Raw genomic sequence first — 12641 nt, 5'->3', positions numbered from 1 at the left:
ATTGATAGTATTATGACAACAAAAATAGAAAGACGTATTAAGATTAAATATAGAGTACGCAATAAGATTTCAGGTACGACTGAATGTCCGCGTATGAGTGTGTTTAGAAGCAATAAGCAGATTTATGTTCAGATTATCGACGATTTGTCCGGTACGACTTTAGCTGCCGCTTCTTCTTTGGGCATGACTGAAAAAATGCCTAAGAAGGAACAAGCTGCCAAAGTTGGTGAACTGATTGCTAAGAAAGCTCAGGAAGCAGGTATAACTACTGTTGTTTTCGACCGTAATGGTTACTTGTATCATGGGAGAGTAAAAGAAGTGGCTGATGCTGCTCGTAACGGTGGACTTAAATTTTAATCATTATGGCAGGACTTAATAATAGAGTTAAGATTACAAACGATATAGAACTGAAAGACAGATTGGTTGCTATTAATCGTGTAACCAAAGTAACCAAAGGTGGTAGAACTTTTAGTTTTTCTGCTATTGTGGTAGTAGGAAATGAAGAAGGTATCATCGGTTGGGGCCTGGGCAAAGCCGGCGAAGTAACCGCCGCTATTGCTAAGGGTGTTGAATCTGCAAAGAAGAACCTTACTAAAGTGCCTGTACTGAAAGGTACGGTTCCTCACGAACAGTCTGCTAAGTTTGGTGGTGCTGAAGTATTCATTAAACCGGCTTCTCACGGTACTGGTGTTGTGGCTGGTGGTGCAATGCGTGCAGTGCTCGAAAGTGTTGGTGTAACGGACGTTTTGGCTAAGTCGAAAGGTTCTTCCAACCCGCACAACTTGGTGAAAGCTACTATCTTGGCATTGAGCGAGATGCGCGATGCCCGTATGGTGGCTCAGAACAGAGGCGTTAGTATGGAAAAAGTATTTAGAGGATAAGGAGGAAGAATATGTCGACTATAAAGATTAAACAAGTTAAAAGTAGAATTGGTGCTCCTGCTGATCAGAAGAGAACTCTCGATGCACTGGGACTTCATAAGTTGAATCGTGTGGTTGAACACGAATGCACTCCTTCAATTCTTGGAATGGTGGATAAGGTTAAACACTTGGTTACCATTGTTAAGTAATTATTTGTTGAATATAAAACGAATTACAATATGAACTTAAGTAATTTAAAACCTGCAGAAGGATCTACTAAAACAAGAAAGAGAATTGGACGTGGTCCGGGCTCTGGCTTGGGAGGTACTTCTACCAGAGGTCATAAAGGAGCTAAATCAAGATCTGGATACTCTAAGAAAATCGGTTTTGAAGGTGGTCAGATGCCTCTTCAACGTCGTGTTCCTAAGTTTGGCTTTAAAAATATCAACCGTGTAGAGTATAAGGCTATCAACTTGGATACAATTCAAAAATTGGCCGAAGCTAAAAATCTGCAGACTGTAGGTGTTAATGACTTCATTGCTGCCGGTTTCATTTCTTCAAGCCAGTTGGTAAAAGTATTAGGTAACGGAACTTTGACTGCTAAGTTGGATGTACAAGCACACGCATTCTCCAAGACTGCTGTTGCTGCCATCGAAGCTGCTGGTGGACAAGTAGTAAAACTCTAATTCGATGAGAAAAGCTATTGAAACATTAAAGAATATATGGAAAATTGAGGATCTGAGACAACGGATCCTCATTACCATATTGTTTGTGGCAATTTACCGTTTCGGTTCGTATGTCGTATTACCGGGTATTAATCCGGCAATGCTGACACAATTGCATCAACAAACAAGCGAGGGTCTTTTAGCCTTGTTGAATATGTTTTCTGGAGGAGCGTTTTCTAATGCGTCTATCTTTGCATTAGGTATCATGCCTTATATCTCCGCTTCCATTGTGATACAGTTGCTGGGTATTGCGGTACCGTATTTCCAGAAATTGCAACGCGAAGGTGAGAGCGGTAGAAGAAAAATGAATCAGTATACTCGTTATTTGACGATTATCATTTTGCTGGTTCAAGCTCCTTCTTATTTGCTCAATCTTAAAATGCAGGCTGGTCCTTCCTTAAATGCTTCATTAGATTGGACTCTGTTTATGCTTACTTCTACCATCATATTGGCGGCTGGAAGTATGTTTATTTTGTGGCTTGGTGAGAGAATTACGGATAAAGGAATTGGTAATGGTATCTCCTTGATTATCATGGTAGGTATTATTGCACGTTTACCGCAATCTTTATTTCAGGAATTGATTTCCCGTATGACTGACAAGACCGGCGGTTTGGTAATGTTCTTGATTGAACTCGTAGTCTTGTTGCTTGTCATTGCGTTTGCCATTCTTTTGGTACAAGGAACGCGGAAGATACCTGTACAATATGCGAAGAAGATTGTGGGAAACAAGCAATATGGCGGTGCAAGACAGTACATTCCTTTGAAAGTAAATGCAGCTAACGTGATGCCTATTATCTTTGCTCAGGCAATCATGTTCATTCCTATTACTCTCGTTGGATTTTCAAATGTAAATAATGCGAGCGGTTTCATACATGCATTAACTGATCATACAAGCTTTTTGTATAATTTGATTTTTGCCGTATTGATTATACTATTTACGTATTTTTATACTGCAATTACCATTAACCCGACTCAGATGGCTGAGGATATGAAGAGAAATAATGGTTTCATTCCGGGCATCAAACCGGGAAAGCAGACTGCAGAGTATATTGATGAGATTATGTCACGTATTACTTTGCCAGGTTCTTTCTTTTTGGCTTTGGTTGCTATCATGCCTGCATTTGCCGGTGTGTTTGGGGTGAAAGCAGAGTTTGCTCAATTCTTCGGCGGTACATCTTTGTTAATTCTTGTAGGTGTGGTTCTTGATACTCTCCAGCAGGTTGAAAGTCATTTGTTGATGAGACATTATGATGGTCTGCTGAAATCCGGACGTATTAAAGGCCGTAACGGTACAGTGGCTGCGTATTAATCTTATTTGAAGAATGATATTTCTTAAAACTGAAGATGAGATAGAGCTGCTCCGTGAGAGTAATTTGCTTGTAGGAAAAACGTTGGCTGAGATAGCTAAGGTCATAAAGCCCGGAGTTACTACGAAGGAGCTGGATAAAGTGGCGGAAGAGTTTATTAGAGATAATGGAGCTATCCCTACTTTCAAGGGCTTTCCAAACCAATATGGTAATCCGTTCCCTGCTTCAATTTGTACTTCTGTAAACGAACAGGTGGTGCATGGTATTCCGAGCGATAATGTAGTACTGAAAGAGGGTGATGTCGTTTCTGTTGATTGCGGTACTTACATGAACGGATTCTGCGGTGATTCTGCTTATACGTTTTGTGTCGGTGAAGTCGATGAAGAAACCCGCAAATTACTGAGAGTTACTAAAGAAGCATTATACATAGGAATACAGAATGCTGTTCAAGGCAAACGGTTGGGTGATATAGGATATGCTATACAACAACATTGTGAGTCTAATTCTTATGGTGTGGTGCGTGAGTTTGTCGGTCATGGCATCGGTAAGGAGATGCATGAAGACCCCCAGGTTCCCAATTACGGTAAGCGTGGTTATGGAACAATGTTGAAAAAGGGTTTGTGCATTGCAATCGAACCGATGATTACTTTGGGTAATCGACAGATAGTAATGGAACGTGACGGTTGGACAGTTAGAACCAGGGATTGTAAATGTGCCGCTCATTTCGAGCATACCATAGCAGTCGGGAGTGGTGAAGCTGATATCTTGTCATCGTTTAAATTCATTGAAGAAGTATTAGGAGATAAAGCAATTTAAGAAATTAATATGGCAAAGCAATCTGCAATAGAACAAGATGGAGTTATAGTTGAAGCATTGTCTAATGCAATGTTTCGTGTTGAATTAGAAAACGGACATGAGATTACTGCGCATATCTCCGGTAAGATGCGGATGCACTACATCAAAATCCTGCCGGGTGATAAGGTAAGAGTCGAAATGTCTCCTTACGATTTATCGAAAGGAAGAATTGTATTTAGATATAAATAAAATTAAGATATGAAAGTAAGAGCATCCTTAAAGAAACGTACGCCAGAGTGTAAGATCGTTAGACGTAATGGCCGTTTGTATGTTATTAACAAGAAAAATCCTAAGTATAAACAACGTCAAGGATAATATTATTATTTTTGCAAAAAAAATAATTTAGTATATGGCTATAAGAATAGTTGGTGTCGATTTGCCTCAAAACAAGAGAGGTGAAATTGCGTTGACCTATGTGTATGGAATAGGTCGTAGTAGTTCAGCAAAGATTTTGGACAAAGCAGGTGTTGACAGAGACCTGAAAGTGAAAGACTGGACGGATGATCAGGCTGCCAAGATTCGTGAGATCATTGGTGCGGAGTATAAAGTAGAAGGTGATCTTCGTTCTGAAGTTCAATTGAACATCAAGCGTTTAATGGATATCGGTTGCTACCGTGGTGTACGTCACCGTATTGGTCTGCCCGTAAGAGGTCAGAGTACAAAGAACAACGCTCGTACTCGTAAGGGAAGAAAGAAAACCGTTGCTAATAAGAAAAAAGCTACTAAATAATAATTGTTGATATGGCAAAAAAAACAGTTGCAGCAAAAAAGAGAAATGTAAAGGTAGATGCTAATGGACAGTTGCATGTTCATTCATCTTTCAACAACATTATTGTTTCTCTGGCTAATAGTGAAGGTCAGATTATTTCTTGGTCTTCTGCCGGAAAAATGGGATTTAGAGGTTCTAAGAAGAACACTCCTTATGCAGCACAGATGGCTGCTCAAGATTGTGCTAAAGTAGCATACGATCTTGGCTTGAGAAAGGTAAAAGCATATGTGAAAGGTCCAGGTAACGGACGTGAGTCTGCTATTAGAACTATCCACGGTGCAGGTATCGAAGTTACTGAAATCATTGACGTGACTCCGCTTCCCCATAATGGTTGTCGTCCTCCGAAAAGACGTAGAGTTTAAGATTTACCTTTAATAAAAATGAAACTTGATATTGTTATTGGATTGTAACTTCTTCTCTACAATCGCGGCTGCAACAAATTGAGTTCATGAATAACAATTAAATATTTAAAAGAAATGGCTAGATATACTGGACCAAAATCAAGAATAGCCCGTAAATTCGGTGAAGGTATCTTTGGAGCAGATAAAGTATTGTCAAAGAAGAATTATCCTCCCGGACAGCACGGTAATTCAAGAAAGAGAAAAACTTCTGAGTATGGTGTTCAACTTCGTGAGAAACAGAAAGCCAAATACACCTATGGAGTTTTGGAAAAACAATTCCGCAACTTGTTTGAGAAAGCGGCTACTGCCAAAGGTATTACCGGTGAGGTGCTTCTCCAATTATTGGAAGGTCGTCTTGACAATGTAGTATTCCGTTTGGGTATTGCTCCGACTCGTGCTGCTGCCCGTCAGTTGGTAGGTCACAAGCATATTACTGTAGACGGTGAAGTGGTAAATATTCCTTCGTATGCAGTAAAACCGGGTCAGGTTATTGGTGTTCGTGAAAGATCTAAATCTTTGGAAGTTATCGCTAACTCATTGGCTGGCTTCAATCACAGCAAGTATCCTTGGTTGGAATGGGATGATAATGCTAAAGTAGGTAAATTGTTGCACGTACCTGAAAGAGCAGACATTCCTGAAAACATTAAAGAGCATTTGATTGTAGAATTGTATTCTAAATAATAATTAATTTCATGGCGATATTAGCATTTCAAAAACCTGATAAAGTATTAATGTTGGAAGCGGACTCCAGATTTGGAAAATTTGAGTTCCGTCCACTTGAACCCGGTTTCGGTATTACCGTGGGTAATGCACTGCGCCGCATCCTGCTTTCTTCATTGGAAGGTTTTGCTATCACTACTATCAAAATAGACGGTGTGGAGCATGAATTTTCCAGTGTTCCGGGAGTTAAAGAGGATGTTACTAACATTATCTTGAATCTGAAACAAGTGAGGTTCAAGCAAGTAGTTGAAGAATTCGAGAGCGAGAAGGTAAGTATTACAATCGAGAATTCAAGTGAATTTAAAGCAGGTGACATAGGTAAGTATTTGACTGGATTTGAAGTGTTAAATCCTGAATTAGTTATTTGTCATTTAGATTCGAAATCAACTATGCAGATAGATATTACGATCAACAAAGGTCGTGGTTATGTTCCTGCTGACGAAAACCGCGAATATTGCACCGATGTGAACGTAATTCCTATCGATTCTATTTATACTCCGATACGTAATGTCAAGTATCAGGTGGAAAACTTCCGTGTTGAGCAGAAGACCGACTACGAGAAGCTAGTGCTTGAAATTGCTACGGATGGTTCCATTCACCCGAAAGAAGCTCTGAAAGAAGCTGCAAAAATTCTGATTTACCACTTCATGCTCTTCTCCGATGAGAAGATTACGCTGGAAAGCAATGATGTTGACGGCAATGAAGAGTTCGATGAAGAAGTATTGCACATGCGTCAGTTGCTGAAGACCAAGCTTGTTGATATGGATCTCTCGGTTCGCGCCCTCAACTGTTTGAAGGCTGCCGATGTAGAGACTTTGGGCGACTTGGTACAGTTCAACAAGACTGATTTGCTGAAGTTCAGAAATTTCGGAAAGAAATCGCTTACCGAGCTTGATGATTTGCTGGAAAGTCTGAATCTGTCGTTTGGAACTGATATTTCTAAATATAAATTAGATAAAGAATAAAAAATGAGACATAATAAGAAATTCAACCATTTGGGTCGTACTGCCTCTCATAGAAACGCTATGTTGGCTAATATGGCGTGTTCTTTGATTAAGCACAAAAGAATCACTACGACCGTTGCAAAGGCTAAAGCTCTGAAGAAGTTTGTTGAGCCTTTGATTACAAAAGCTAAGGACGATACGACAAACTCTCGTCGTGTTGTATTTAGCAATTTGCAAGACAAATATGCTGTAACTGAGTTGTTCAAAGAAATCTCTGTGAAGATTGCCGATCGTCCGGGTGGTTACACTCGTATCATCAAGACCGGCCACCGTTTGGGTGATAACGCGGAAATGTGCTTCATCGAACTCGTTGACTACAATGAAAACATGGCTAAGGAAAAGGTTGCTAAGAAAGCTACTCGTACCCGCCGTTCAAAGAAGTCTGCCGCTGAAGCCGCTCCTGCTGCCGAAACTGCACCGGTTGCTGAAGCTCCTGCTGCTGAAGAAGCAAAAGCAGAATAATTCAACTATTCTTTTTATCATATAGAAAGCCGTCCCAGCGATTGGGGCGGCTTTTTTGTTTATACTCTCTGCATAAACCATGACTATGAAAGGCACTCGGGGGAAGCTGTCTCATGGGGGGCTGTCTGCCCCCGTGAGACCTTCACACGTGCCTTTACTTTATTCCTTGGGAGAATGGAATGATGTCTGAGTTGGTAAACATAGTAACTTTTTCATTTACAAGAGTTCGAGGAGTTAAAAGGAGTTATCAGCCTCCAAGTCGGCTTAGTAGCGTTAAAGAAGTCAAAGCCGATACTCTTGCGTATGTAGTTACAGGGTTATCGGCTTTTAACTCCTCAGTCTGGAGAGCGATGACTCGTTTTAACTCCCGATAACTCCTTTATTACATGAAAAATCTGTGTGCATAAACGAATATTAAAACGACCGGTGCACAGAACAATTTTATGTGATAAACTGTTATATTTGCGTATGTTTATGAGCAGATATCTAAAAATTGTAGGAATTTTGGTGCTTGCGCTGACTGTGTGGCAGACATCAAATGCTATATTTACTGTCAGTAGTACGGTAAGTGTGGCAGATACTGCGGATATTCAGGCAAGGGCTGCCGCTCATTGTCAGGACGAGGTGTGTTTCACTGCGCCTCAATTGCCTTATCTGCCGGTTGCGGAATTGGCGAGTAACAACGGTCATGTACAGTTGCTTGCGATGTCACGCATCCAGCGTTACTATATTACCGAATATATTTTTTCATTGAAAGACCGGGTAAGTGAGCTTGCCCGGCGTGAAGCGGTCCTCTCTCTGCACAGAGAGAAGTTGTTTAATGCTACCGCTTACTATCGTTGTCAGCCCGTGTGCGAGTACTACATTTACGCACTGCGGCGGATTTTGATTTAATCTATTATTGTATTCTTAAGGCGGATTGATATTCCCTTATGGCGGAACGGCGACATGTTCCGTTTTAATAATCCAATATTCAATAATTCATTAATTCATAAAACGATTTATATTATGGTAACTCAAACAATCGACGCAACCCTTTTTACGTCTTCACATCCCGATATTGCAAAACGTACAAGTGTTTCCAGTCTCATTTTTTCGCTGGCAATGGTAGCGATAGGCATTCTCTCCTTTTTGTATATTTTTGAAATGAACGATAAATCCTCTACCATGAGCATGGCGTTGATGGTGTTGGGGACAGCATTGATTTTATTAGGAGTCTTCCGTTTGTTTTGGAAATCAAAAGAAATCGTGTATCTGCCTACGGGAAGCGTGGCAAAGGAGCGCAGCATGTTCTTCGACTTGAAATACATGGACAAGCTGACCAACATGATTGAAAGCGGTGACCTGGGCAATAAAGTCGGTATCAAATGCGAGTCGAGTGGTAACGTGCGTTTGGATATCATGATTTCGCAGGACAATAAATTCGCTGCGTTGCAACTGTTCCAGTTTGTTCCTTACACCTATGCGCCGGTGACATCCGTGCATTACTTTACAGGTAGCGAGGCGGCAGCTGTCTCGGCTTTTCTGGCCAAATGCAAGGCTGCATAAAAGTCTGCGTATACACAACTCTTTCATTTACGGGGGGTAGAGGAGTTATCGGGAATTGAAAGGAATTAGATGCCGATAGTATCGCTATACATCAACAGAACTGTCGGCTTCTAACCCCCGAGCCCGAAGAGTGATAGCTCCCTTCAACTCCTGTAAATGAAAGAGCCGTGCCGCATATATAAAAAAATAATCAGTTTAGCTTTTCAGCATGAAGTGGGGATTAGTCGGTGACGGCAATCCCCATTTTCTTCATAAGGAAGCAGGCATTCATGTTCTGCGCCACACCCGGGCGGAGACGGTAGGAGAAGGTCAGCTCATTGTCGGTGATATCCGCTTCGAAACGGTAGTTGCGGATATTGTCGGGAAAGAGGTCGATGAGCGTGCCCAGCAGTAAGTCGTGGGTGGCGATGATGCCGTTTGCCTGTAGTGTCATGAACTGCTTGATGAGTGCAAAGGATCCTTTCTGCTTGTCCATGGAGTTGGTACCTTTCAGTATTTCGTCCAAGATGATAAACAGCTCTTCGCCCGCTTGTAGTTTGTCAATGACGAGTTTCAGGCGTTTGAGTTCGGCAAAGAAGTAAGATTCATTGTCGTTCAGCGAATCGCTGGTGCGCAGGCTTGTAATGAGCCGGGCGGGATAGACCGCCATTTCTTCCGCACAGACAGGCATGCCAGTACAGGCAAGCAGGTAGTTGACGCCGATTGTACGCAGGTATGTGCTTTTGCCTGCCATGTTGGCACCCGTGATGATGATGAAGAAAGGCCGCTTCTCCATGTCTATGTCGTTGCGGACACAGCGGTCGCGGTGCATCAGCGGATGTCCCATAGCCTTTGCGCGGAGCGTGAAGCGTGCATTGGCGCCGGTGCTCTCCGCATGGGAAAGCATATCGGTCTTGTCGAGCAGCGTGGGATACGCATACCCCGGATGATTATAGGCAAAGGTTGCCAGCGAGCAGAGCGCATCCGTCCGCCCGATGGCGTTGAGCCAGTGGGGCAGTTCGCCGGCATATTGCTCTCTCCAGCTTTCGATACGCATAATCTGCCGCAACTCCCAGAAGAACAACCCATTGAGGATAACATACATAAATACGTTGTTGCGTTGGTCCAGTTCGTCCATCAGCCTGCTCAACCTGCCGATGGCAAGAGAGGCTTTCCGCTGTCCGCCGCCAATCTCTTCTTGAATGCTTTTCAGCAAATCGCACTGCATGGGTTGTGTTTCCATGAGTTTGAGCAATCCGGCATACGTGCCGAGAATTTGCAGCTTCTTGCCGTAGACGGCTTGCAGTTTGGTAATCTTTCCAGTAAAAGTAAATCCGGCAGCAACGAAAACTGTCCAGACCGCTCCCCATACGCTTGCAGGCAATTGCCCGGTAATCAACAGGAGCAGGCATACGCCGTTGATGCTTGCCACAGTTGCCGGAAGCATGCGCAAGAACCTGCTTTTGCGGAACACGCCGGGACTTTCCGCCCATGTTTTCAGTTCGGCTTCGTCGGCAGCCTTTCCCTTGTGCAGCAATCCGAGAATGCGGAAACGCTGGCGGAATGACAGTTCGGGAGCCAGCTCCCGTACGGCTGCCTGACGCGCCAGTATCTCCTCTTTATTCTCAAGATGCTGCCCCAACCAGCTTGCCAGCAGGCGCTTTCCCGGTTCGGTGCAGGTGCGGTTGATGTACCGGAACAGTGAATGTGCGCCGAATACGTCCAAATCGAATGTATACAGATGGGTAGGGTCGACGAACTCCTCGCCGCCGTCGAAGCCGGTGGTGTCATAATCCAGTGCCGCCAGTTCCTGTCTGTTCACCTCTATCTTCTTTTCCAGATAGTCCTTGCGATGGAACAACCGGTTATGGTACTTTATCAGCAGGATGAACGGCAGCAGGGTGACAACTGCTACACCTGCCGGCACTACCCAGTTTTCTGTCCGAAAGTAGATAATCCCGGCAATTCCTGCAACGAACAGCAGCAACCGCAGCGTGCTGATGCGGTAAATCTGTCGTTGCACTCCGTTTAACTCTTGCTGTGCTTCTTCCGCTATCCGATGATAGGTCCGGCTTATGCTCCCGATACTTTCCATTTGTTTCCACTGTTTTGTTCCGGGGCAAAGATAACGAAATATCGGCTTCTATCTCCCTTTGGCTCCCGATAACTCCCTCTAACTCCTTTAAATGAACTGTCATAAGAAAGTTGAATGGAAAAATCGGTCTTATTCCACACTCTGATGTTGAAACTTTATGCAAAAGTATAACCATTAAATGATATACAATGAAAGAGCCGTGCAGGCTATGCCTTTTTTTCTTCTTGCTATATTTGCTGGATACCGATAAAAGATGTAACTTTCGCCTTGCTAAGCAAAGTACCAAAAAGAGAGGATAGTGATATGAAAAGAGCTTGGGTGTTAGGGATATTGGCATTATTGGCTTTGTCGTGTCCGGCACAGCAGGTAATGTATTCCAATTTGAAAGAATTGGCGGACGACCGCGGCGATACGGTTACGATACTGAAAGTGGAGAAGCGTTCCAAAAACCAGATTTATCTGATGGGCGGAGCGGACTACCGTATAGAGGCAAAAGACAATCCGGGACTGTGCCGGTATCTGAAATCCCGTTGTTATGCCGTGCGGATTGATACGGCACTTTATGTCAACTGCAGAAAGATGCGCTACAAACGCTACCGCTTCGGCGGTTGGTATGCACCTGCCATGCGCTTGCGGGAGAAGATATACTTCTGTGCACAACCTGTGGGGCAGGTTGCCGCCAGTACCGCCACTCCGCCCGATGCCACCCGCCTGGGCGGTGAAGTGGGCGATGCCATTCATGCTTCGGGATTGGTATCTGCCCGCGTCTACTACGAACTGAATCCGGAAACGGGACGCTCGGAGTTTGTGAGCAGGGAGAAGATGCTCGAACTGCTTGTTGGTTGTCCGGAACTGCAAAAGGCTTTTGAGAGGGAGACCAGCGAGACGGCGGAGGTCATCGGGAAGTATCTGCGCGCATTGAGATAGCCCGTGCGCAAAGCGCCCATGCGATGGCAGGCACCGGCTTTTCCCATTTTGACACTTTGTCTTTCCCATCGCCGCAGAATCGGCTGTTTCCGCCCGCAGGTCGGGTTGGTTGGGAAAAATAAAATGACTGTCGCTTATTCTTCATATAGTCAGCCTGATAGCGAAATCCTTACAAATAAACTACAATAGAAAACGGAGGAAGATGCAGCGCGCAAGCCTTCCGTTTTCAGCACATTCATGCCTGTCCGCGTCAAAGGCTGGTGTCTGTCGTGTCAAACATTGGTGTGTCTCGCGTCGGATGCCAGTGTTCCTTACATTAGGCACTTGTGCCTGACGTAAGGAACACAAGTGCCGCAGCGCTGAATGGCAAGAGTTGTTTCTCGGAACTCCCCGGAATGTGCATAAACGGCGCATATCTATTAGAGAATGCCGCATATCCATGCAGACCGTATGCGCCGCTTTCCCCGTTGGGTGGAGAAAGGCGGGGCGGTGACTAATTAAAACAGTGTGGTTTAATAGTAACGCTATTGATGTAGTCTAAAATGAAAAGTGGAGAAATTTTTGATGTATTTTAAAATTAGGATATTTGTATGAAGCTCTCTATATTTGTGTATCCGGATGCATGAAGAATCGTTAATTCATCTGTTTTAAAGTAACAGGTGGTTTCCTTTTCTCTGATGCTATAGAGACACCTGTTATAGCATTTGAAACAGGTTGTAAAATAAGGTCTTGATACAAAATGAAAAGGTATTGATACAATATTGTAAGCCTCGCATTCTATATCCATCTATTTTTGCAATGTTAAAATAACACATGAAAGGCACATGAGAAATTTATTCTTTTATACTATTGTCCATTGTGACTCTGATATAGGTGCAAAAGTCTGCTAATAAAAGAGAAATAATGTAGCACCTCTTTAAAAGGGATATTAGATAAATCCTATGTATCGGTTGTTTCTTTTTAAAGATGAATTCTTATCAATTATAAAT

17 protein-coding genes are annotated in these 12641 nt (G+C 43.2%); 16 read left to right on the top strand and 1 reads right to left on the bottom strand.

The window, feature by feature from the left end; all coding sequences use genetic code 11:
• Positions 1–12 precede the first annotated feature (12 nt).
• The 15 genes from rplR to QZ327_RS06240 all read left to right on the top strand — a co-directional run bounded on the left by rplR (position 13) and on the right by QZ327_RS06240 (position 8651).
• The gene (rplR, locus tag QZ327_RS06310; protein WP_294618059.1) at positions 13–357 is read left to right on the top strand and encodes a 50S ribosomal protein L18; all 345 of its coding nucleotides are present in this window, start codon (positions 13–15) and stop codon (positions 355–357) included.
• A 5-nt stretch (positions 358–362) separates the two neighbouring features.
• The gene (rpsE, locus tag QZ327_RS06305; RefSeq protein WP_005656517.1) at positions 363–881 is read left to right on the top strand and encodes a 30S ribosomal protein S5; all 519 of its coding nucleotides are present in this window, start codon (positions 363–365) and stop codon (positions 879–881) included.
• A gap of 11 nt (positions 882–892) precedes the next feature.
• Positions 893–1069 (top strand): 50S ribosomal protein L30, encoded by a 177-nt coding sequence (rpmD, locus tag QZ327_RS06300; RefSeq protein WP_004291222.1) that lies wholly within the window; start codon positions 893–895, stop codon positions 1067–1069.
• Positions 1070–1099: 30 nt separating this feature from the next.
• On the top strand, positions 1100–1546 hold the full coding sequence (gene rplO / locus QZ327_RS06295; RefSeq protein ID WP_294618058.1) for a 50S ribosomal protein L15: 447 nt from the start codon (positions 1100–1102) through the stop codon (positions 1544–1546).
• A gap of 4 nt (positions 1547–1550) precedes the next feature.
• Positions 1551–2894 carry a preprotein translocase subunit SecY gene (secY, locus tag QZ327_RS06290; protein ID WP_294618057.1) on the top strand — a complete coding sequence of 448 codons (1344 nt, stop codon included), beginning with the start codon at positions 1551–1553 and terminating at the stop codon, positions 2892–2894.
• 13 nt (positions 2895–2907) lie between these two features.
• Complete coding sequence (gene map, locus QZ327_RS06285; RefSeq protein ID WP_294618055.1) at positions 2908–3708, top strand: type I methionyl aminopeptidase; 801 nt, start codon at positions 2908–2910, stop codon at positions 3706–3708.
• 9 nt (positions 3709–3717) lie between these two features.
• Positions 3718–3936 (top strand): translation initiation factor IF-1, encoded by a 219-nt coding sequence (gene infA, locus QZ327_RS06280; protein WP_002558052.1) that lies wholly within the window; start codon positions 3718–3720, stop codon positions 3934–3936.
• A 9-nt stretch (positions 3937–3945) separates the two neighbouring features.
• On the top strand, positions 3946–4062 hold the full coding sequence (ykgO, locus tag QZ327_RS06275) for a type B 50S ribosomal protein L36 (protein ID WP_002558051.1): 117 nt from the start codon (positions 3946–3948) through the stop codon (positions 4060–4062).
• A 34-nt stretch (positions 4063–4096) separates the two neighbouring features.
• Positions 4097–4477, top strand: coding sequence for a 30S ribosomal protein S13 (rpsM, locus tag QZ327_RS06270; protein WP_005941839.1), 381 nt, complete (start codon positions 4097–4099; stop codon positions 4475–4477).
• Positions 4478–4488: 11 nt separating this feature from the next.
• Positions 4489–4878, top strand: coding sequence for a 30S ribosomal protein S11 (rpsK, locus tag QZ327_RS06265; RefSeq protein ID WP_005656474.1), 390 nt, complete (start codon positions 4489–4491; stop codon positions 4876–4878).
• A gap of 114 nt (positions 4879–4992) precedes the next feature.
• Positions 4993–5598, top strand: coding sequence for a 30S ribosomal protein S4 (gene rpsD / locus QZ327_RS06260; protein ID WP_294618050.1), 606 nt, complete (start codon positions 4993–4995; stop codon positions 5596–5598).
• 11 nt (positions 5599–5609) lie between these two features.
• Positions 5610–6602 carry a DNA-directed RNA polymerase subunit alpha gene (locus tag QZ327_RS06255; protein ID WP_294618048.1) on the top strand — a complete coding sequence of 331 codons (993 nt, stop codon included), beginning with the start codon at positions 5610–5612 and terminating at the stop codon, positions 6600–6602.
• 3 nt (positions 6603–6605) lie between these two features.
• Positions 6606–7103 (top strand): 50S ribosomal protein L17, encoded by a 498-nt coding sequence (gene rplQ / locus QZ327_RS06250; RefSeq protein WP_294618046.1) that lies wholly within the window; start codon positions 6606–6608, stop codon positions 7101–7103.
• Positions 7104–7577: 474 nt separating this feature from the next.
• On the top strand, positions 7578–7997 hold the full coding sequence (locus QZ327_RS06245) for a hypothetical protein (protein WP_294618044.1): 420 nt from the start codon (positions 7578–7580) through the stop codon (positions 7995–7997).
• Positions 7998–8111: 114 nt separating this feature from the next.
• Complete coding sequence (locus QZ327_RS06240; protein WP_294618042.1) at positions 8112–8651, top strand: hypothetical protein; 540 nt, start codon at positions 8112–8114, stop codon at positions 8649–8651.
• Between the two features lie 220 nt (positions 8652–8871).
• Here QZ327_RS06240 and QZ327_RS06235 read toward each other — a convergent pair whose 3' ends face one another.
• The gene (locus QZ327_RS06235) at positions 8872–10725 is read right to left on the bottom strand and encodes a MutS family DNA mismatch repair protein (RefSeq protein WP_294618040.1); all 1854 of its coding nucleotides are present in this window, start codon (positions 10723–10725) and stop codon (positions 8872–8874) included.
• Positions 10726–11028: 303 nt separating this feature from the next.
• On the opposite strand from QZ327_RS06235, the gene QZ327_RS06230 reads away from it, so the two are divergent.
• Positions 11029–11652, top strand: coding sequence for a DUF6563 family protein (locus tag QZ327_RS06230; RefSeq protein ID WP_294618038.1), 624 nt, complete (start codon positions 11029–11031; stop codon positions 11650–11652).
• Positions 11653–12641: the final 989 nt, after the last annotated feature.

Source organism: uncultured Bacteroides sp., from assembly GCF_910578895.1.
In the GTDB taxonomy this organism is placed as follows: domain Bacteria; phylum Bacteroidota; class Bacteroidia; order Bacteroidales; family Bacteroidaceae; genus Bacteroides.
Note: the sequence above shows the minus strand (reverse complement) of the source record. Positions and strands in the feature narration are given on the sequence as shown.